We start from the raw sequence: 20,134 nt of genomic DNA on the forward strand, positions 1-20,134 counted from the left end.
GGCCGACAGACAGCCGCCGCGGAGTGGTGTCCCCTAGAAGGTGTCGGCGGGGATGTAGACGCCCCAGACGTCTCGGAGGGTGTTGCAGACTTCGCCTACGGTGGCTCGGGCTTTGAGGGCGTCCTTCATCGGGTAGAGGCAGTTGTCGTTGCCTTCGGCAGCTTTTTTGAGGGCGGCCAGGGCCTCGTCGACCGCGGTCTGGTCGCGGGTGGTGCGGAGGGTAGCGAGGCGGGCCACCTGCTGGGCCTCGATGGTGGGGTCGACGCGGAGCGGTTCGTACGGATCCTCTTCGGCGATCCTGAACTTGTTCATGCCGACGACGACCCGCTCGGCCGAGTCGATCTCCTGGGCGATCTGGTACGCCGAGCGCTCGATCTCCTGTTTCTGGTACCCCTTCTCGATCGCTGCGACGGCACCGCCGTACTCCTCGACCCGGTCCATGAGCTCGAGCGCCGCGGCCTCGACCTCGTCGGTGAGCGACTCGACGACGTACGAGCCGGCGAACGGGTCGACCGTCGCGGTGACGTCGGTCTCGTACGCGAGAACCTGCTGCGTGCGCAGCGCGAGACGGGCTGCTTTCTCGGTCGGGAGCGCGATCGCTTCGTCGTACGAGTTGGTGTGCAGGGACTGGGTTCCACCGAGTACGGCGGCCAGACCCTGGATCGCGACCCGCACCAGGTTCACCTCGGGCTGCTGCGCGGTCAACTGCACGCCGGCGGTCTGAGTATGGAAGCGCAACATCAGCGACTTCGGGTTGCGAGCGCCGAAGGAATCCCGCATCACCCGCGCCCAGATCCGCCGTGCCGCGCGGAACTTCGCGACCTCCTCGAGCAGCGTCGTACGGGCGACGAAGAAGAACGACAGCCGCGGCGCGAACTCGTCCACGTCCAGCCCGGACGCGACCGCGGTTCGGACGTACTCGATGCCGTTCGCCAAGGTGAACGCGATCTCCTGCGCGGGCGTCGCACCGGCCTCGGCCATGTGGTAGCCGGAGATCGAGATCGTGTTCCACCGCGGCAACTCGGTCTGGCAGTACGCGAAGATGTCGCTGATCAGCCGCAGCGACTCCTTCGGCGGGTAGATGTAGGTGCCGCGGGCGATGTATTCCTTCAGTACGTCGTTCTGGATCGTGCCGGTGAGCTTGTCGGCAGAGACCCCCTGCTCCTCGGCCACCAACTGGTAGAGCAGGAGCAGCACCGATCCGGGTGCGTTGATCGTCATCGAGGTGGACACCTGGTCCAGCGGGATCTTGTCGAACAGCACCCGCATGTCGTCGATCGAGTCGATCGCCACCCCGACCTTGCCGACCTCGCCGTGCGCGATCGGCGCGTCGGAGTCGTACCCCATCTGGGTCGGCAGGTCGAACGCGACCGACAGGCCCATGGTCCCGTGGTCGATCAGCTGGTGGTACCGCTGGTTCGACTCGGCCGCCGTGCCGAACCCGGCGTACTGCCGCATCGTCCACGGCCGCTGGGTGTACATCGTCGGGTACACGCCCCGGGTGTACGGGAACTGCCCCGGCTCCCCCAGCTTCGCCCCGGCGTCGAACCCTTCCAGCGGCCCGTACACCGGCGCGACCTCGAACCCCGACTCGCTCCGATGACTCATCCCCCCACGGTAGGTCGAACCACACTCCCACTGGTATGCACAGCCCGGGTGAGATCGAGCACGCCAGATGATCGCAGGCCGTTGGCTGTTGACTTGTGACCTGGGTCACAGGAGGCTGCGACAGAGTATGCACCGTCGACCGGGGAGGGGCGACATGCGTAGATCTCCTGTTCTCATCGCAGTACTAGCCGTCGTAGCGGGGGCTTTGGCCGCCGGGCCGGCAGCGACCGCGGCATCCGGGCCAGGGGGTGACGGCCTGGAGGTCTACGTCGGCGAACTGGATCCGCAACAGCTGCAGAAGCTGGCGGACATCGGCGTGGATCGCGAAGGCCTGACCACCGGCCGGACGGCCGACGGCAAGGCCAAGGTCGAAGTCGTCATCACCGACCGGCAGGCCGACAAGCTCCGCTCCGACGGCGTCGACCTGAAGGTCAAGAAGGTCAAGGGCCGCGACGCCTCCGACGAGGCCGCCCGGCTCGCCGCGGCCGGCACGGTGTTCCGCCCGTACAGCGGGGCGGGTGGCCTCGCCGAGGAGCTGAGCACGACAGCGGCCGCCAACCCGGCGCTGACCAAGCTGGTCAGGATCGGTACGACGGTGCAGGGCAAGCCGATGCTCGCCGTCAAGGTGACCAAGGACGCCCGCTCGTTGACGGACGGCGCGCGCCGGTCGGCGCTGTACATGGGCGCCCAGCACGCGCGCGAGTGGATCACCCCCGAGATGGTCCGCCGGCTGCTGCACCACGTCCTCGACAACTACGGCACCGACGCCGACATCACCAAGCTGGTCAACACCACCGAGCTGTGGTTCATGCCGGTGGCCAACCCCGACGGCTACGACTACACGTTCACCGGGGACCGGCTGTGGCGGAAGAACCTGCGCGACAACAACGGCGACGGGGTCACCGCCCCCGGCGACGGTGTCGACCTGAACCGCAACCTCGCGACCAAGTGGGGTTACGACAACGAGGGCTCGTCCCCCGATCCGATCAGTGACACCTACCGCGGCACCGGCCCGAACTCCGAGCCGGAGACCAAGGCCCTCGACGGACTGTTCGACCGGGTCCGCTTCACCGAGCTGATCAACTACCACTCGGCCGCGCAGCTCCTGCTGTACGGCGTCGGCTGGCAGGTCAGCACGCCGTCGCCCGACGACATCATCTCCGCGGCGATGACCGGTGACGACGCGAACCCGGCCGTCCCCGGCTACGACCCGGACATCTCCGCCGAGCTCTACACCACCAACGGCGAGACCGACGGGCACGCGACCAACAGGTACGGCACGCTCGCGGTCACGCCGGAGATGTCGACCTGCCAGACCGCGTCGGCCGTCGACCCCAACGACCAGTGGAAGCCCGAGGACTGCGTCAGCGTCTTCACGTTCCCCGACGACGAGCGCCTGATCCAGGCCGAGTTCGCCAAGAACATACCGTTCGCGCTGTCGGTCGCGAAGTCCGCCCAGGACCCCGACGACCCGGTCTCCGTGGTCGGCCAGAAGGCCGCCGACCTGGTCGCCGACCCGTTCACGGTCTCGTACGGCACCACCCAGCCGGTCGCGGTCACGGCCAAGCGGGCGTTGAAGAACCTGCGGATCAACTACCGGATCAACGGCGGCGACACCATCGACGACAAGGTGTCGGAGTGGCAGGGCGGCGAGCGGTACGGCAACAGCGACGACCATTACTACGCCGAGTTCCGCGGGACCGTCCGCCGTACCAAGCCTGGTGACTCGGTCGAGGTGTGGTTCACCGGCAGCAAGGTGGGGACCGGAGCGGTCAGCAGTGAGCACTTCACCTACAAGGTCGCCACCGACATCGGCGGGCAGGTCCTCATCCTGGCCGCTGAGGATGTCACCGGCCTCAGCCCGGTCCAGGGTGTCACCAGCGCGAAGTACGCCGACAAGTACGCCGCCGCGCTCACCGCGGCCGGGTACACCTCGGACGTGTACGACGTGGACGCGCACAGCCGGACCGCGCCGCACCACCTCGGCGTTCTCTCGCACTACAAGGCCGTCGTGTGGGAGACCGGCGACGACATCATCCCGCGGGAAGTCGGCCAGGTCGGAGGTACGGCGGCTGAGCTGGCGCTCGATCTCGAGCTGTCCGTCCGCGACTACCTCAACGAGGGCGGAAAGCTCCTCCACACCGGAAAGTACGCCAGCTACGCGAGCGGTCAGGACGGCTCGTACTGGTACAACCCGTTCGAGGAGCAGCAGGGCGAGTGCACCACGCCAACGCTGTATCCGTGTATCCAACTGCTGAACGACTTCGAGCAGTACTGGCTCGGTGCCTACAGCTACGTCGACAACAGCGGTAGCGACGCCAACGGGGACCCGTTCCCCATCCGCGGAGTGTCCGGCGCCTTCAACGGGTACGCCGGAACCCTCAACGGCGGCGACTCGGCGAACAACCAGGACCACACAGCGGCGTTCGTGCTGACGTCGAGTGTGTTGCCGGCGGCACAGTTCCCACAGTTCGCCAGCTCGGCGCCACTGAAGTGGGATCGGCCCGGCTCTGCGCCCTTCGAGCCGGTCACGGGTTCGCAGTACGTGTACAGCCAGCGAGGCGACATCAGCTACAAACGGCTGACCCGCACGGTGGATCTGACCAGCGTGACGGCCGCTTCCGGGCCGTCGCTGGGGTTCAAGATCTCCTACGACACCGAGGCGGACTGGGACTACGTCTTCGTCGAGGCCCACACCGTCGGACAGGACGACTGGACGACGCTGCCGGACAGGAACGGCCACACATCGCAGGACACCGGCGAGAGCTGCCCGGCCGGTTGGGTGACTCTGCATCCACAGCTCGGGCACTACCAGGGCACGGGCTGCTCACCGGGCGGCACCACCGGCAACTGGTACGCGGCAACCGGTTCCAGTGCGGGCTGGCAGGACTGGAGCGTCGACCTGGCGCCGTACGCCGGGAAGCAGGTCGAGCTCTCCATCAGCTACGTCAGTGACTGGGGTACCCAGGGCCTCGGTGCCTTCGTCGACGACACCACTGTCACGGCCGGCACGACCGTGCAGACGTCGTTCGAGACGGACTTCGGCGGTTGGACCGTGGCCGGTCCGCCACCTGGGTCGGCGGCCAACCCGAACGACTGGATCCGCACCACCACCGCCTTCCTCGAAGGAGCAGGCGTCACGACCAGCGACACCGTGTACGTCGGATTCGGCGCCGAAGGCCTCACCACCCAGGCAATGCGCAACGACCTGGTCCGCCGGTCGATGCTGCACCTGTTCAGCACCCCGTAACCGACCGCCGGCCACCCCGGTTCAGCGACCGGGGTGGCCGGCGCCAACCTGTTCGACAGGGCATCGACGGCGGGTCATGGGAGTGTCGCCCAGGGTTCATGGTCGGTGAGGAACCTTCGAGATGTGCGAATCGTGATGGTTGCCGAGACCTTCCTGCCGCAGATCAATGGCGTGGCGAACACGGCTCGCCACGTCGCCGACCGGCTGCGTGCCCGCGGGCACGAACTGCTGATCATCGCCCCCGGACCGGGCCCCGACAGCTACGGCGACGTCCCGGTGCTCCGCGCCCGGAGCTTCCGTACGCCGGGCTACAAGGAGTACCCGGTCGGCCTGCCGGATCCGTCGATCGAGCGGGCGATGGCCGACTTCCGGCCCGACCTCGTGCATCTCGCCTCACCGTTCATCATCGGCGCGTACGGGCTGCGTGCGGCCCGCAAGCTCGGCGTACCGACGGTCGCGATCTTCCAGACCGACATCGCCGGGTTCGCCCGCCAGTACCCCTGGTACGCCGCCGCGGACCGCGGGATCTGGCGCTGGGTACGGCGTACCCATTCGCGCGCCGACCGGACGCTCGCGCCCTCGTCCGCTTCCGTCGACGCACTCGTGCAAGGCGGCGTTCCGCGGGTGCACCTGTGGGGCCGCGGCGTGAACCTTGACCTGTTCGATCCCAAGCACCGCGACGAGGACTGGCGCCGGCAGATCTCCCCGGACGGACGGCCGATCGTCGGGTACGTCGGCCGGCTGGCGGCCGAGAAGAAGGTACGGCGGCTCGCGGAACTGACCGACCTGGACTGCCGGATCGTGATCGTCGGCGACGGCCCCGACCGCGCTGCCCTGGAGCATGCGTTGCCGACAGCAACCTTCCTCGGGATGCGCCGGGGTCCCGACCTGGCGTCGATCTTCGCCGGGCTGGACGTGTTCGTGCACACCGGCGAGCACGAGACGTTCTGCCAGACGATCCAGGAGGCGCAGGCCTCCGGCGTCGCGACCGTCGGCCCGGCCGCGGGCGGCCCGCTCGACCTGATCCACCCGGGCGAGAACGGCCTGCTGTTCGAGCCCGGCCGACCCGGGTCGCTGCGGGATGCGGTGAAGACCCTGCTGGATCACCCGACGGCTCGCGGGCGGATGGCCGTGAGCGGCCTGCACCGCGTGCAGTCCCGCACCTGGGGCGCCGTCGTCGACGACCTCGTCGACCGCCACTACGCCGAAGTACTCCAAGAGGCCGCGGCCGTACGGCGGGTGGCATGAGCGAGCGCAGCGAGCTCATCAGAAAGCACAATCGGGTTCGCGCCTCATCGGCGCCCGGAGCGAAGCGAGGACGCCGATGAGCTCACTGCGCATCGCTCAGCTGGCCAACTTCGTCGGGCCGACGTCCGGTGGGATGCGGACCGCGATCGAACACATCGGCCGGGGGTACGTCGAGGCCGGCGCCGAGCGGATCGTGATCACGCCGGGCGAGAAGGATTCCGTCGTCGAGACCGAACTGGGCACGATCGTCCGGGTGAAGGCGCCCAAGGTGAGCGGCGGCTACCGACTCATCACGACGCCGTGGACCGTGATCGACGTACTGAAGAGGTTCCGGCCGACCACGGTGGAGATCTCCGACAAGTCGACGCTGCTCCCGGTGGCACGCTGGGCCCGCAAGAACGACATCGGCACCGTGTTGTTCAGCCACGAGCGGCTGGACGCGATGCTGGCGCTCGGCGCGGCCCGCCCGGGTCAGCTCGGCGGCAACGACGTACTGCGCCCCGGCCGGATGCTCGGCGAGCGTCAGGTGCGGTGGGGCGCCGACGGAGTGAAGTACAGCCAGCTCGGCGTGGTCGCGACCGTGTCCGCGCTGTACAAGCTGCTCAGTCGCACGTACGACGCTGTCGTGGTGACGTCGCGCTACGCGGCGGCCGAGTTCGACGAGGTGACGACGCCACTCGTCCGGATCCCGCTCGGGGTCGACCTCGACACGTTCCACCCGTCGCTGGGTGCACCGGCCGATGACGGCGTACTCAAACTGGTGCACGCCGGCCGGCTCTCCCGCGAGAAGAGCCCGCATCTCGCGGTCGCCACCGCCGCCGAACTGCACCGCCGCGGCGTGAACGTGCGGATGGACGTGTACGGCACCGGCCCGCACCTCGACGAGCTGATCGAGATCGCCGGGGACGCGCCGGTCACGTTCCACGGGTACGTCGACGGCCGCCGTACCCTCGCCAAGCACCTCGCCGAGGCCGACATCGCCCTGTCCGTCTGCCCCGGCGAAACCTTCGGCCTGGCCGTCCTCGAAGCCCTCGCCGCCGGCACCCCGGTGGTCACCGCGAACACCGGCGGCGCCCGCGAACTCGTCGACGAAACCTGCGGCCGCTGGGCCCCCGCCAACCCCGCGGCCCTCGCCGACGCCACCCTCGCCCTGGCCGACCTCACCAACCGCCGCCCCGCCGCCCGCCACCGCGCCGAGCTCTACAACTGGCAAACCTGCGTCAACCGCATGCTCGCCCTCCACACCCGCCTCACCCAGTCCCGCCTCGCTGCGTGAGCGCATCGCAACAGCCTGCTGATCCAGGTTGCAGAAAGTGGCAAGGGAGTTGCGGTCAGGTCCGGTAAGGCTGTAGTTCTTTCCCTTTCGCCGGTGCCGCTCGGGGTGCGCCGGAGTCCCCTCGCCCTGGAGATTCGATGCACCGCGCCCTCAAGCCGGCCTTGGCCGCCGCCCTGGCAGCCATCACCCTCCCCTTCATCGCCCACGCCGCCTTCGGCGACGAAGCGACCACAACCCCGACCGCTCAGGTCTTCCCGACTCGCCAAGGCATCGGCGTCACCTGGAACTCCGTCGGCGCATCCAGTTACCGCGTCGAGCGGCAGCAGGCCGGCGCCGACTGGGCTCAGGTCAGCGGCCCTCTGGGGGCCTCGACCGTCAGCTGGGTCGACGACTACCTGGGGATCGGCGAGACGGCCTCCTACCGAGTGGTCGCGACCACGGACGACGAGGCCGCTACCAGCTCCGCGGTCACGGCCACCCGCTCCACCGAGACGCCCGCAGTCGGCGACGTCGACGTACTCTCGCTGGACGCTGAACCCGGCACCACCTGGCTCGACGACGAGACCGCCGACGCCGTCACGGCGTCCGCCCCGGCCGGCGGGTCTCGCACCCTGGCCGCGGGCACTGTGAAAGTCCGGCTCCCGGCGTTCATCACCGGGCCTGGCAACTACTCGTTGACGCCGTCGGAGCTCGAACTCACGCAAGGCGACCACAGCTGCACCGCCAACGGATACCTGTCCGTCAGGGCCGTCGCGTACACGGCCGCCCTCGAGCTCGACACCCTCTCGGCGAGCCTACGGGTGACCGGCTGTGCGGGGACGGCCGGAATCAACACCGTCGAACTGCGATACCACAGCACGTTCGGGTACCAGGCCCTCTCGGTCACGCCGGAGAAGTACGACTACGGCAAGGTCCGGTACAACGTGGCCTCGTCCGCCCCGTTCACCGTGAAGAACACCGGAACCGACCCGGTCCAGATCACCGGTATCACAGTCGCCAATGAACTGATCGAATGGCGGCAGGACCCGGCGGCTCCGCACGACTGCCCATCGACGTTGGCGCCGGCGGCCTCGTGCACGGTGAGCGTGCGGTTCATGCCCCAGACGCCCGGTCCGAAATCGACGACGCTGACGATCCAGGACACCACGGCTTCCGGGCGTCACATCGTCACCCTGACCGGCTACGGCGTCGACGTGGCCGCTGCGCAGAACGTGGCTGTGCGATCGACGTACAACGGTCACACGGTGAGCTGGCGATCGCTCCAGACCGCAGGTGGTACGGCGGTTCTCGGGTACAACCTGCACAAGTACCTGAACGGCGTGGAGACCGTGGAGTGGTTCCCCGTGAAGGCGTCGACGGACGACTTCGTCGTGGTCCGGTCCAGCACCGAACCCGGGACCGAGTACGCCGTCTCGCTCGTGAACGAGGTCGGCGAGGGACCGGTCAGCACGCGCCTGCCCGTCCCGCGGGCGGTCGAGCAGGTCGTGATCACGCAGGGCGAGCCGGACAGCCGGGACCTGGTCGCCGCGGACGAGTTCGGCAACGTCGTACCGTTCCCGGCAGATCCGAACTCGGTCAGGCCGAAGGAGGCCGTCACCAGCTCTCCGGACGGGCGGTCGCTCGCCTACGTGAGCGGCACCACGGAGCGTGCCCTGTGGACGCAGACGGTTACGCCTGGCCTTCTCGGCGTACCGGTGAAGCTCTGGAGTTCCACGGCCCCGATCACCCACCTGTCCTGGTCGCCCGACGGCACCCGCATCGCGTTCCAGGCGCCTGAGAACACCACCCCGTGCGTGTATCTGATCGCGGCCACCGGTGGTACGCCGACGAAGGTCGCCTGCCAGGTGTCCAGCCCGAGCTGGATGCCGGACGCACGCACCTTGGTGGTGTCGGATCACCGCCTCACGCCGAGCCGGCTCGCGACAATCGCGGCAACGGCCGGCGGCACCCGGATCAGCACGCTGCCGGGAGACGCCGAGGTGGCGGCCGGCCGGCCGGTTCGAGCCTCGGCCGACGGCCGGTACGTTGCCTTCGGGGACGGCTCGACGGTGCGACTGGCCGGGATGACGGAGCGAAGGAGCCCGTCGCTCGATTCGGAGGTGCGTGCGATCGCCTGGGCCGGCGCCCGGATCCTGACGCTGACCGCCGGCGGCCGCGTCTACGAGCTCGGCATGGACGGCGGTGACCTGTACATGTACAACGGGCTGGCCAGGGAGACGAATACGAACCGATCCGACCTCACCTGGCAGCATCCCGGGGTAACCATCAAGCCCACACCGGCGGTGATGGGACCGAACATCTCGGTTCCGTTCGACAGTTCTGCCTTCGCGGCCGGCACCAGGTTCTATTGCAAGGTGGAGGGATCGTTCGAGCCGGAGGAACCCTGTACCTCGCCGTTCACGGGGACCGAACTGCGGTCCGGGAACTACCAGGTCATCGTCCGCGCGTCCACACCGGACGGATCGGGCGCTGCGGGGTGGCGCAACATCACCGTCGACGCGGATGGACCGGTGGCGCGGATGGTGACGCCGGCGTACCAGTCTTCGGTGGCCGCGACGGCGACCTTGACGGTGTCGGCTACGGATCCCAACGGGATCGCGTCGTACGACGTGCAGTACCGCCGGGCCACGTCCGCCGGTCCGTACGGCGACCCCGTGCAGCCGTGGACGAACACGACCGCGACGTCGATGAATCTCGCCGTCGCGGCCGGGTACGAGTACTGCGTTTCGGTGCGGGCCAAGGACAAGCTCGGGAACATCGGCCAGTGGAGTACGCAGCGGTGCTTCTCGCGGCCTCTCGACGACCGGTCGATGTCACTGGCAACGACCGGGTGGACGCGGGCGACCGGGTCGACGTTCTACTACGGGACGACGACGCAGACAACGGCGTACGGGAAGGCGCTCACTCGGACCGTGCAGGGGAAGCGGTTCTTCCTGGTGGCGACGCGATGCCCGACGTGTGGGTCGGTCGCGGTGTACGCGGGGAACAGGTACCTGACCACGGTGAACCTCGCCTACCCGACGACCCACAAGCAGGTGCTGCTCGGCCTTCCGGTCCAGAGCACGCTCTTCAGCGGCACGCTCAAGCTCGTCAGCGCGTCCAGCGGCAAGCTCGTTCAGATCGATGGGCTCGCGGTCGGTCGGAGCTGACCGTACCGACCAACGGGTAGTGGTTGGCCTCCGCGTCGTCCGGTGGTTCGCTCCGAGCGTGACCACCGGCCGGCGGGCCGAGTACTACCCGTTGGTCGGTACGCATCAGGTCAGGTGGTCGTAGTCGCCTCGGACCCACGCCGCGTGGCGGTCGGCGGAGCGGCGTACGACGGCCTTGGCGTCAACCGGGATGACTGAGCCGAAGTTGTTGTAGAGGCGGTCGTACTCGAAGGGGTCGAGGGAGCGCGCAACCCGGTCGACGACGGCGCCGGACAGCGGGATGCGGTTCGGGTAGCTGCGCATGAAGCTGACCGAGGTGCGGTCGGGGTTGGCGAAGATGGTGTCGCCGGACAGGATCACTCCCTTGCCCTCGGCACCGTTCGCCCAGTGCACGACCGCGCTGCCGGGGAAGTGCCCGCCGGGCTGGATGACGGTCACTCCGGGTAGCGGCGTGAGCTGCCCGGACCAGGTCTTGATCACCCCGTCCGGCCGCGCGACCCACTCTTTGTCGGCCTCCGAGACGTACACCGGTACGTCGCCCAGGCGGTGGCTCCACTCGACCTGGACGCCGTACATGTGCGGGTGGCTGGCGACGATCGCGACCACGTCGCCGAGTTCCCGGATCCGGCGTACGGCGTCGTCGTCCAGGTACCCGATCGGGTCCCAGAGCAGGTTCCCCTCGGACGTCGTCACCAGCATCGACTGCTGCCCGATCCCCACCGGCGGCTTCGAGCGGACGCCGTACAGACCCGGCTCGACCTCGTCGACCGTGACCTCGGTGCCGGCCGCGGCCAGCTCCTCGAGCGTGGTCCAGTGCTGCCCGTCGGCGGGCACCCACTGCCGCTCGTCGGCGCAGATCGCGCACACCTCGACCTGCTCCGCGTGCTCCACCGCACAGGTCGCACAGATCCAGAAACTCACTGTAGTTCTCCCCTTCGATTCTGATGTGCCGTCAGCCAAAGCGTTCAAGCGCAGTTGAAGTCAAGTGCATCGGAGGCTCACCGTCGAGGGCCAGTGCGGGGCCTGCCCGATGGGCCACTACGCGACCGATCTCACACCTGTCAGGACATTTCGGGGCTGATCGCGGGACTAGCATCGAACCGGCTTGGTTTTCTCCGGGCCGAGAGACGTTCGATCGGAGGACGGTTTGCCCAGCAAACCAGCCGGCACGCTCTACCGCGGCCGGGAGGGCATGTGGTCATGGGTCGCGCACCGGATCACCGGTGTCGGGATCTTCTTCTTCCTGCTGGTGCACGTACTGGACACCGCACTGGTCCGGGTCTCGCCGGAGGCCTACAACGAGGTCATCGGCACCTACAAGAACCCGATCGTCGGCCTGCTCGAGGTCGGTCTGGTGGCGGCGATCCTGTTCCACGCGTTCAACGGCGTGCGGCTGATCCTGGTGGACTTCTGGGCCAAGGGCCCGCGCTACCAGCGGCAGCTGATGATCGGCGTCGGCGTGCTCTGGGTGGTGCTGTTCGTGCCGTTCGTCATCCGTCACCTCTCACATGTCTTCGGAGGCTGAGATGAGCGACATTGCCGCGCCGCGGTCCAGCTCCAGCGCCCGTAAGCTGAAGGGCGGCGGCCGGAACCGTTCCGGGCAGACCAACTTCGAGCTGTACAGCTGGCTGTTCATGCGGCTGTCCGGGCTCGCCCTCGTCATCCTGGTGCTCGGGCACCTGTTCGTGAACCTGATGCTCGGCGGCGGGATCACCGCGCTGGACTTCGGCTTCGTGGCCGGCAAGTGGGCCAACCCGCTGTGGCAGGTCTGGGACCTGCTGATGCTGTGGCTGGCGATGCTGCACGGCACCAACGGGCTGCGCACGATCGTCAACGACTACGCCGAGAAGGACCAGACCCGGTTCTGGCTCAAGGCCCTGCTGATCACGGCGGCAATCGTCATCGTCGTTCTCGGCACCCTGGTCATCTTCACGTTCGACCCCTGCCTCGACCCCAACTCCACGTTGTCGGTCTGTAAATAAGGAAGTCATGCAACAGCACCAGTACGACGTCATCATCGTCGGCGCGGGCGGCGCGGGGATGCGCGCGGCCCTCGAGTCGAGCAAGCGGACCCGTACCGCCGTACTCACCAAGCTCTACCCGACCCGTTCGCACACCGGCGCCGCCCAGGGCGGTATGTGCGCCGCGCTGGCGAACGTCGAGGAGGACAACTGGGAGTGGCACACCTTCGACACGGTCAAGGGCGGCGACTTCCTGGTCGACCAGGACGCGGCCGAGGTGATGTGCCGCGAGGCCGTCGACGCGGTACTCGACCTGGAGAAGATGGGCCTCCCCTTCAACCGGACCGCCGAGGGCAAGATCGACCAGCGGTTCTTCGGCGGCCACACCCGCAACCACGGTGAGGCCGTCGTACGCCGGTCCTGCTTCGCGGCCGACCGTACCGGTCACATGATCCTGCAGACGCTGTACCAGCAGTGCATCAAGCAGAACGTCGAGTTCTTCAACGAGTACTACGTTCTCGACCTGCTGATGACCGACGGCAAGGCGAGCGGCGTGGTCGCGTACGAGCTGGCCACCGGCGAGCTGCACGTGTTCTCCGCGAAGTCGGTGATCTTCGCGTCCGGCGGTTTCGGGAAGGTCTTCCGTACGACGTCCAACGCGCACACCCTGACCGGCGACGGGATGGGCATCGTGTGGCGCAAGGGCCTGCCGCTGGAGGACATGGAGTTCTTCCAGTTCCACCCGACCGGCCTGGCGGGTCTCGGCGTACTGCTGTCGGAGGCGGCCCGCGGTGAGGGCGGCATCCTGCGGAACAAGGACAACGAGCGATTCATGGAGCGGTACGCGCCGACCGTGAAGGACCTGGCGCCGCGGGACATGGTCGCCCGCGCGATGGCGAACGAGGTCCGTGAGGGCCGCGGCTGCGGTCCGGACGGCGCGTACGTGATGCTCGACCTGACCCATTTGGAGCCGGCGCACATCGACGCGAAGCTCCCGGACATCACCGAGTTCGCCCGGACCTACCTGGGCGTGGAGCCGTACACCGAGCAGATCCCGGTCTTCCCGACCGCGCACTACGCGATGGGCGGCATCCCGACCAACATCAAGGGCGAGGCGCTGGCCAACAACGAGGACGTGATTCCGGGCCTGTACGCCGCCGGCGAGGTCGCCTGCGTCTCCGTGCACGGCGCGAACCGGCTGGGCACCAACTCGCTGCTCGACATCAACGTGTTCGGCCGCCGGGCCGGGATCGCCGCCGCGGAGTACGCCGCCACGGCGTCCTTCGAGGAACTGCCGGCGAATCCCGAGGCGTACGTCGTCGAGCTCGTCGAGGGCCTGCGCAACTCGACCGGCCAGGAGCGGATCGCCGCGATCCGGGCCGACCTGCAGGCGACGATGGACCTGAACGCGCAGGTGTACCGCACCGAGGGCTCGCTGAAGCAGGCGCTCGTCGACATCGCGGCGTTGAAGGAGCGGTTCAAGAACGTCGCCGTACAGGACAAGGGCAAGCGGTTCAACACCGACCTGCTGGAGGCCGTCGAGCTCGGGTTCCTGCTCGACCTGGCCGAGGTACTGGTGGTGTCCGCGCTGGAGCGCAAGGAGTCCCGCGGCGGGCACTTCCGCGAGGACTACGACAAGCGCGACGACGTCAACTTCATGCGGCACACGATGGCGTACCGCGAGGTCGATGCCGACGGCAACGAGACGATCCGGCTCGACTACAAGCCGGTCGTGCAGACCCGCTACAAGCCGATGGAGCGCAAGTACTGATGGACGTGAAGGTCAAGATCCTGCGGTACAACCCCGAGGTCGTCGACGAGGCCGAGTGGAAGACGTACTCCGTCACGCTGCAGCCGACCGACCGGGTGCTGGACGCGCTGCACAAGGTCAAGTGGGAGCAGGACGGCACGCTGACGTTCCGGCGGTCCTGTGCGCACGGTGTCTGCGGCTCGGACGCGATGCGGATCAACGGCCGCAACCGGCTGGCCTGCAAGACCCTGATCAAGGACCTGAACCCGGAGAAGGAGATCACCGTCGAGCCCATCAAGGGCCTGCCGGTGCTCAAGGACCTGGTCGTCGACATGGAGCCGTTCTTCGACGCGTACCGCTCGGTGATGCCGTTCCTGGTCACCAGCGGCCACGAGCCGACCCGGGAGCGGATCCAGTCGCAGGCCGACCGGGACCGGTTCGACGACACCACGAAATGCATCCTGTGCGCCGCCTGTACGACGTCCTGCCCGGTGTTCTGGTCCGACGGGCAGTACTTCGGCCCGCAGGCGATCGTCGGCGCGCACCGGTTCATCTTCGACAGCCGCGACGAGGGCACCGAGCAGCGGCTGGAGATCCTGAACGACAAGGAAGGCGTCTGGCGCTGCCGGACCACCTTCAACTGCACCGACGCCTGCCCGCGCGGCATCGAGGTCACCAAGGCGATCCAGGAAGTGAAGCGCGCACTCATCTTCCGTCGGGTGTGAGCTTGCGCCCTCTTTCGCATAAGATTCCACCGCCGACCTGACCCCCCTTGCGGGGACACCTGCGCCTTGGGGGGTGACTGTGGAGCCGCGCCTGCGCGAGTTGTCCGACCGCTACTACCGTCGCCTGGTGGAGCTGTTGGAGCGCTGTGGCCTACCCCGCAGCACGCCGCCGCTCCTGGTCCTCGGGGTGCTCGCGGCCGCGACGTCCATCGTGCTCGCGGTAGTGCAGCTGGCCTCGCACCCGTCGCAGACCGATCCGCCGATCGCCATCGAACCGGCCGCCGCGGGGCGGTCCGGCAGCGCGGTGGTGAACTCCGAGCGCGCCCAGGTGCTGGCGATCACGATGGTCACCAGGAACCGCTGGGCGGCCGGCTGGTCCGACTGCACCAGCGGCCCGAACTGCAAGTTCGCCGCGGTGATCGACCGCGACGGCTCCCGCGCCACCGCCCCCGAGTGGCCGGTCCCGTACGCGACGCTGCAGGCCGGCAAGGAGGCGATCGCGGTCGCCCCGCCGCTCGAGGGCACGCTGACCGGTGGCGCGACGATGATGTTCCGGCTGACGTACGACGGCCCCGTGCTCACCAAGCTCCGGTACCGGCTGCCCACCTCGACGTTCGAGAAGAACGAGATCCTCACCGACCGGATCGTGCCGGGGTCGATCGTCGTGGTGAACCCGGAGGAGTCGACGGTCCGGATGCTCCGGACCCGCGGCACCCGGTCACCGGTCTGCGACGAGTCCGGACGCTGCTGGATCCTGACCGGGATCGGCCGCACGGACGTCGTCTGGACCGACGACGGCGGCCGCACGTGGGGCTCGCGCTCACTCGACAGCCACAACCAGCTCGGCCGGCTCGCGATCAGCCCGGACGGCCGCACGCTGCTCTCGACCGCGGTCACCGTCGGCGCCACCGGCCAGACCGTCTCGAAGATGCAGATCTCCACCGACCGCGGCGCGAACTGGACGACGGTCGAGAACCCGCCGAAGAGCCTGGCGGTCGCGCCGCTCGCCTTCGACGACGGCACCGCCCTGATGCTCGGCGGCCGCCCCGGCGACCGCCCGCGCCTCTACCGCGTCCGCGACGGCGCCGCCAAACTGGACCGCGGCTACCCCGGCGACCTCGCCGACCTCTCCGGTGACGCCCAACTCATGTACGGCTCCGAGGTCCCCAAACGCCGCACCACCGAGGTAGTCCTCAGCACCGACCAAGGCGCCACCTGGACCAAGTTCGCCCCCCGCTAGCCGTCCTCGAGTCGTGGATTTCAGCGGAGGGCGGGCACGACGGATCGTGTGCAGCTGGACAGGTAGTGCACCCGCGAGACGCTGTACGCGCGGACACCATCACACTCAGGTGCACTACCCCGACAGCTGACACCACCTGTCCAGCTGCACACCGACCGCATCGGGCCCACCCGGACGTCGCCCGGACTGCGACCGTCCGCGGCCGAGCGGTGCCGGCTCAGTGGTGCTTGGTGGCGCCCTTCAAGGTCTTGTCGACGGCGTTCTTCGGGCCGTAGAAGGCGATGCCGACCAGGTCGAGTTCGGCGGTGCGGACGGCCCGGACCGCTGCGCGGTTGTCCCGGTCGTTGCCCGTGGCAAACAGATCCTGAGTGAACACCGAGTGCTCGATCCCCCGTCCGAGAGCCCGCTCGTGGGCAGTGGTCATGAACTCCTTGGACCCCTCGAACACCATCACCGGCTGCCGGAACATCGGCAGATAGCGCACCTCATCCGCGTCCTCGTACGGCTCGCCGACCACCTCAGGATGCGTCCCGGCAATCCCACTGACCAGGAACGCCGTCACATTCAACCGCTGCCAAACAGCCAGGTCGTCCCGCAACAACACAGCAATCTTCGTATCGAACTTGATCGGCTCATCCACACCACTGATCGTCACCGATGAGTCCGGCACCAGTCTTGTACGTTCTATGCATCCCCATGACACGCTCGATCTGCCGTTCCGTAATCGCCCATCTACGATGAGTGATGGGTGAGAGGGGAGCGCATGCTGGAGTGGGAAACGCTCGAACTTCTGGTGACCGTGAAGGCCTATCCCGTCGTATCTGACATGCACGGCGAATGCGTCTGTGTCGCCGGCATCCGCACCGACACCGGCGTTCCCGCCTGGGTCAGGCTGTTCCCCGTCCCTTTCCGCGATCTCCCCTATGCGCAACGGTTCAAGAAGTACGACATTGTTCGCCTGCGAGCACGACGTACCAGCAGCGATACGCGGCCCGAAAGCTACCTGCCGGACGCGAATTCGATCCGCGTTCTCAGCCACTTGGACACCGGACGCGACTGGTTCAAACGAAGGTCGTACGTCGAACCCCTACGCGCACCGTCGATGTGCGCCGTCCAGTCCGCGCAGGCGATGTCCGGCACTTCACTCGGAGTCTTCAGGCCGCGACGCGTGCTCGATCTGGTCTGGGAGGACGCTCAGCCGCGAAGCACACGGCAACAAGCCAAACTCGATCAGCTCTCGCTGTTCGACTCCCCCAGCGTCGAAGGCCTGGAAGAGATTCCGTACAAGTTCCGGTACCGGTACCAGTGCGAGGACTGCGCCCGCAACGATTCTCACCAGCAGCGTGTCCTCGACTGGGAGATCGGCCAAGCCTACCGATCCTGGCGTACCAAGTACGGCGAGGAGGGTGCGCTGCGGGCCATCCGGAAGAGGTGGCTCGTCGAGATGGCGTCCTCGGCCAAGGATCTGCACTTCTACGTCGGCAACATCGCCCGGTTTCCGCGAAGTTTCTGTGTCCTTGGATGCTTCTACCCACCGTTGCGCACGAGCACGGCGCCGATGTTCTAGGCGTAGGTGATGTCACGCCGTTCGCGGTTGTTGGTCTCGTCAACGACGACCTGGCGATGGCAGTGCTCATGGCTCTTCTCGAAGCAGAGCACGGCCAGCGTCGTGTTGCGGCTCTCGTCCACGACTTGCTGGAGCGCGGCCTCCGCCTCCGGCGCGGCGAGTAACTTCCGGAACTCCTCGCAGCCCTCGGCGACCCTTCCCTCATGGAACGGGCTCCGGTTGTCCCGTGGATTGCCGAGTGCCTTCAGGTGTCGATACTCGATGCCGGCCGCCGTCAGCGCTTCGGCGAGACGGGTCTTGCTCAACCCTGGCTTGCGGCTGATCGGGTTCAGACGTATGTCGACAACCACGGTCGCGCCGTGGCTTCTCAGCACGTCCAGGAGGTCCTGCTGACTGCGGCCCTCGTACCCGACGGACAGGATTTCTGATCGACCCACACCTCCGATCCTGCCCGTCGGCGGGTCGAATCTCCAAAACGGCTCAGCAGTACGGCGGGTTGGAGGTTACTGCTGTGCAGACTCGGAGGAACAGGTTGAACATGCGGTAGAGGTGGAGCATGTCGCCGGCGAGGGTGACGGTGCGGTCGTCGCGGCGGGTTACGCCGGGGATTGCGGTGAGGTGGGACGCGACTGAGGCGGACTGCCAGCGGACGGCGAGGGTTCGGGGGCCGGTTGGGGCGTCCGGCTTGGAGAGGGTGCGCAGCGCCTCAGCTGTTGTCGCTTCGATCGACTCGCGGGCCTCCGCGACCGGGACGAGTTGCGCGGCGAAGCGGTCCTTGGCGAACTTGACCGGCACGGTCGCTACCGCGGGATCCCAGGCCTTCATCTCGTCGCAGGCGGCGTCGTCCCCGGTCAGCAGCGCCAGCGGTACGCCGTACGCCGCCGAGGCCGCGTGGAACAGGCCGATCTCGCCGGTGAGCTGCTCGTCCAGCCAGATGTCCTCGATCTCGTGGCCCATGAAGCTGTGGCTCAGGACACCGAGCACGCCGGCGCGGGCGTGGTACCCGATGCAGAGTACGGCGTCGTACTCCGGGGTCAGGCCCTCCATCATGCCCATCGGCTTCGGACGGCCCTTGATCAGGCCGGCGCGCGGGTCGAGGAGGTCGGGCAGCAGGTTGCGCATCGGGCCGTGGGCGTCGTTCACGAGGACCTCGGTCGCGCCGGCGGCGTACGCACCCCGGACGGCGGCGTTCACGTCCTCGGTCATCAGCACCCGGCCGCGCTCGTAGTCCCGCCCCGGCGGCTGCACGTCCTCCGCGTCGACGACCCCGGTGATACCTTCCATGTCCGCACTCACGTAGACCTTCACACGCAGCAGGTTATGTTCTAACCATGAGCATCGGCGCCACGGTCCGGGCGTGGCGGCCTCGGGTGGACGGGGTCGTCGAGGTGCTGCATGCGCACTTCCCGTCGCACGCGTACCCGAGCCACACGCACGACGCGTGGACGGTGCTGATCGTCGACGAGGGCGCGGTCCGCTACGACCTGGACCGCCACGAGCACGGTCTGGCACAGGCGCAGGTCTCGCTCCTCCCTCCGCATGTCCCCCACGACGGCCGCTCGGTCCTGCCGCAGGGCTTCCGCAAACGGGTCCTCTACCTCGATCCCGGCCGGCTCGGCGGCACGAACCTGATCGGCGCGGCCGTCGACCAGCCCGAGTACGTCGACCCGCTGTTACGGCACCGGATCCACCAGCTGCACGGCGTACTGGAAAGCGGTGTTGAGGACCTGGAGGCGCAGAGCCGGCTCACGCTGATCGAGGAGCGCCTCGGGCAGCATCTGCGGCGGCAGGTGGTCGCTCCACCGGACCGGTCCGACTCGGGCGTGGCCGCGCAGTTGCGCGATCTGCTCGACGCGCATGTGCCGGACGGGATCAAGCTCGAGGACGCCGCCAAGCTGGTGCATGCGCATCCGGCGCATCTGGTGCGGGCGTTCAGCCGGGAGTACGGGATGCCGCCGCACCGGTACCTGACCGGACGGCGAGTCGATCTGGCCCGGCGGTACCTGCTCGACGGGCATCCGGCCGCGGAGGTGGCGACGCTGGCAGGGTTCTACGACCAGTCGCACCTCAACCGGCACTTCCGGAAACTGCTCGGAGTCACACCGGCGAGTTTTGTGCGGTCTTAGCCGCCCTGTACTTAGCTGCCTTGTACGCGCGGACTCCCCAGGTGCCGAGCAGCGCCGCGATCAGCAGGTTCACGACGATCAGGACGGTGTGCGCCACGTAGTACCCGGTCGGGCGGTCCTCGGTGTCCACGAGCGCCTTGATGAAGCGCAGGTAGGTGATGACGTTCCAGGCGGCGATGGCGAGCAGGACGAGTGCGTGCTTCCGTTCGAGCTTCACCCAGCCATTCTGACCCA

Annotated in this window: 17 protein-coding genes; 11 read left to right on the forward strand and 6 right to left on the reverse strand. The window is 68.1% G+C overall.

Annotated elements, in window-relative coordinates; all coding sequences use genetic code 11:
* Positions 1-33: 33 nt before the first annotated feature.
* Positions 34-1,608 (reverse strand): acyl-CoA mutase large subunit family protein, encoded by a 1,575-nt coding sequence (locus EV137_RS39745; protein ID WP_134133328.1) that lies wholly within the window; start codon positions 1,606-1,608, stop codon positions 34-36.
* 154 nt (positions 1,609-1,762) lie between these two features.
* Between EV137_RS39745 and EV137_RS39750 the strand changes: the two genes are divergently transcribed.
* The 4 genes from EV137_RS39750 (at position 1,763) to EV137_RS39765 (ending at position 10,531) form a co-directional block, all read left to right on the forward strand.
* Complete coding sequence (locus EV137_RS39750) at positions 1,763-4,858, forward strand: M14 family metallopeptidase (protein WP_134133329.1); 3,096 nt, start codon at positions 1,763-1,765, stop codon at positions 4,856-4,858.
* A gap of 123 nt (positions 4,859-4,981) precedes the next feature.
* Positions 4,982-6,106: a glycosyltransferase family 4 protein gene (locus EV137_RS39755; protein ID WP_202871362.1), complete on the forward strand. Its 1,125-nt coding sequence runs from the start codon at positions 4,982-4,984 to the stop codon at positions 6,104-6,106.
* Positions 6,107-6,182: 76 nt separating this feature from the next.
* Complete coding sequence (locus EV137_RS39760; RefSeq protein ID WP_134003969.1) at positions 6,183-7,382, forward strand: glycosyltransferase; 1,200 nt, start codon at positions 6,183-6,185, stop codon at positions 7,380-7,382.
* Between the two features lie 137 nt (positions 7,383-7,519).
* On the forward strand, positions 7,520-10,531 hold the full coding sequence (locus EV137_RS39765; RefSeq protein WP_134133331.1) for a choice-of-anchor D domain-containing protein: 3,012 nt from the start codon (positions 7,520-7,522) through the stop codon (positions 10,529-10,531).
* Positions 10,532-10,636: 105 nt separating this feature from the next.
* On the opposite strand, the gene EV137_RS39770 is transcribed toward EV137_RS39765, so the two are convergent.
* On the reverse strand, positions 10,637-11,452 hold the full coding sequence (locus tag EV137_RS39770; protein WP_134003965.1) for an MBL fold metallo-hydrolase: 816 nt from the start codon (positions 11,450-11,452) through the stop codon (positions 10,637-10,639).
* 226 nt (positions 11,453-11,678) lie between these two features.
* Here EV137_RS39770 and sdhC point away from each other — a divergent pair, with 226 nt between their 5' ends.
* From sdhC to EV137_RS39795, 5 genes are all read left to right on the forward strand, one after another.
* Positions 11,679-12,056 (forward strand): succinate dehydrogenase, cytochrome b556 subunit, encoded by a 378-nt coding sequence (gene sdhC / locus EV137_RS39775; protein ID WP_133785111.1) that lies wholly within the window; start codon positions 11,679-11,681, stop codon positions 12,054-12,056.
* Position 12,057: 1 nt separating this feature from the next.
* Positions 12,058-12,513, forward strand: a complete 456-nt coding sequence (locus EV137_RS39780) for a succinate dehydrogenase hydrophobic membrane anchor subunit (protein WP_134003963.1) — start codon at positions 12,058-12,060, stop codon at positions 12,511-12,513.
* 7 nt (positions 12,514-12,520) lie between these two features.
* Positions 12,521-14,263, forward strand: a complete 1,743-nt coding sequence (gene sdhA, locus EV137_RS39785) for a succinate dehydrogenase flavoprotein subunit (RefSeq protein ID WP_133785108.1) — start codon at positions 12,521-12,523, stop codon at positions 14,261-14,263.
* A complete protein-coding gene (locus EV137_RS39790) occupies positions 14,263-14,967 on the forward strand; it encodes a succinate dehydrogenase iron-sulfur subunit (RefSeq protein WP_131285930.1) in 705 nt (234 codons plus the stop codon). The genes sdhA and EV137_RS39790 overlap by 1 nt, the downstream gene beginning before the upstream one ends.
* A 127-nt stretch (positions 14,968-15,094) precedes the next feature.
* The gene (locus tag EV137_RS39795) at positions 15,095-16,207 is read left to right on the forward strand and encodes a WD40/YVTN/BNR-like repeat-containing protein (protein ID WP_134133332.1); all 1,113 of its coding nucleotides are present in this window, start codon (positions 15,095-15,097) and stop codon (positions 16,205-16,207) included.
* Positions 16,208-16,424: 217 nt separating this feature from the next.
* On the opposite strand, the gene EV137_RS39800 is transcribed toward EV137_RS39795, so the two are convergent.
* Positions 16,425-16,847, reverse strand: coding sequence for a DUF2000 domain-containing protein (locus EV137_RS39800; RefSeq protein ID WP_238175871.1), 423 nt, complete (start codon positions 16,845-16,847; stop codon positions 16,425-16,427).
* A gap of 123 nt (positions 16,848-16,970) precedes the next feature.
* On the opposite strand from EV137_RS39800, the gene EV137_RS39805 reads away from it, so the two are divergent.
* A complete protein-coding gene (locus EV137_RS39805) occupies positions 16,971-17,774 on the forward strand; it encodes a DUF8757 domain-containing protein (RefSeq protein WP_134133333.1) in 804 nt (267 codons plus the stop codon).
* Here EV137_RS39805 and EV137_RS39810 read toward each other — a convergent pair.
* Together EV137_RS39810 and EV137_RS39815 are read right to left on the reverse strand one after the other, a co-directional pair.
* Positions 17,771-18,211, reverse strand: coding sequence for a DUF488 domain-containing protein (locus EV137_RS39810; protein WP_166680159.1), 441 nt, complete (start codon positions 18,209-18,211; stop codon positions 17,771-17,773). The two genes, EV137_RS39805 and EV137_RS39810, sit on opposite strands and share 4 nt — an antisense overlap.
* 43 nt (positions 18,212-18,254) lie before the next feature.
* Positions 18,255-19,082 carry a M55 family metallopeptidase gene (locus EV137_RS39815; RefSeq protein ID WP_134133336.1) on the reverse strand — a complete coding sequence of 276 codons (828 nt, stop codon included), beginning with the start codon at positions 19,080-19,082 and terminating at the stop codon, positions 18,255-18,257.
* Between the two features lie 23 nt (positions 19,083-19,105).
* Between EV137_RS39815 and EV137_RS39820 the strand changes: the two genes are divergently transcribed.
* A complete protein-coding gene (locus EV137_RS39820; protein ID WP_134133337.1) occupies positions 19,106-19,900 on the forward strand; it encodes a helix-turn-helix transcriptional regulator in 795 nt (264 codons plus the stop codon).
* Here the strand turns inward: EV137_RS39820 and EV137_RS39825 are convergent.
* Positions 19,872-20,117, reverse strand: a complete 246-nt coding sequence (locus EV137_RS39825; protein ID WP_134003951.1) for an SCO4848 family membrane protein — start codon at positions 20,115-20,117, stop codon at positions 19,872-19,874. The genes EV137_RS39820 and EV137_RS39825 overlap by 29 nt on opposite strands.
* Positions 20,118-20,134: the final 17 nt, after the last annotated feature.

Source organism: Kribbella pratensis (genome assembly GCF_004366075.1).
In the GTDB taxonomy this organism is placed as follows: domain Bacteria; phylum Actinomycetota; class Actinomycetes; order Propionibacteriales; family Kribbellaceae; genus Kribbella; species Kribbella pratensis.

Coding starts and splice junctions, on each gene's coding strand:
- EV137_RS39745 (WP_134133328.1), bottom strand. CDS start 1,608: ATGAGTCATCGGAGCGAGTCGGGGTTCGAGGTCGCGCCGGTGTACGGG.
- EV137_RS39750 (WP_134133329.1), top strand. CDS start 1,763: ATGCGTAGATCTCCTGTTCTCATCGCAGTACTAGCCGTCGTAGCGGGG.
- EV137_RS39760 (WP_134003969.1), top strand. CDS start 6,183: ATGAGCTCACTGCGCATCGCTCAGCTGGCCAACTTCGTCGGGCCGACG.
- EV137_RS39765 (WP_134133331.1), top strand. CDS start 7,520: ATGCACCGCGCCCTCAAGCCGGCCTTGGCCGCCGCCCTGGCAGCCATC.
- EV137_RS39780 (WP_134003963.1), top strand. CDS start 12,058: ATGAGCGACATTGCCGCGCCGCGGTCCAGCTCCAGCGCCCGTAAGCTG.
- sdhA (WP_133785108.1), top strand. CDS start 12,521: ATGCAACAGCACCAGTACGACGTCATCATCGTCGGCGCGGGCGGCGCG.
- EV137_RS39790 (WP_131285930.1), top strand. CDS start 14,263: ATGGACGTGAAGGTCAAGATCCTGCGGTACAACCCCGAGGTCGTCGAC.
- EV137_RS39805 (WP_134133333.1), top strand. CDS start 16,971: ATGCTGGAGTGGGAAACGCTCGAACTTCTGGTGACCGTGAAGGCCTAT.
- EV137_RS39820 (WP_134133337.1), top strand. CDS start 19,106: ATGAGCATCGGCGCCACGGTCCGGGCGTGGCGGCCTCGGGTGGACGGG.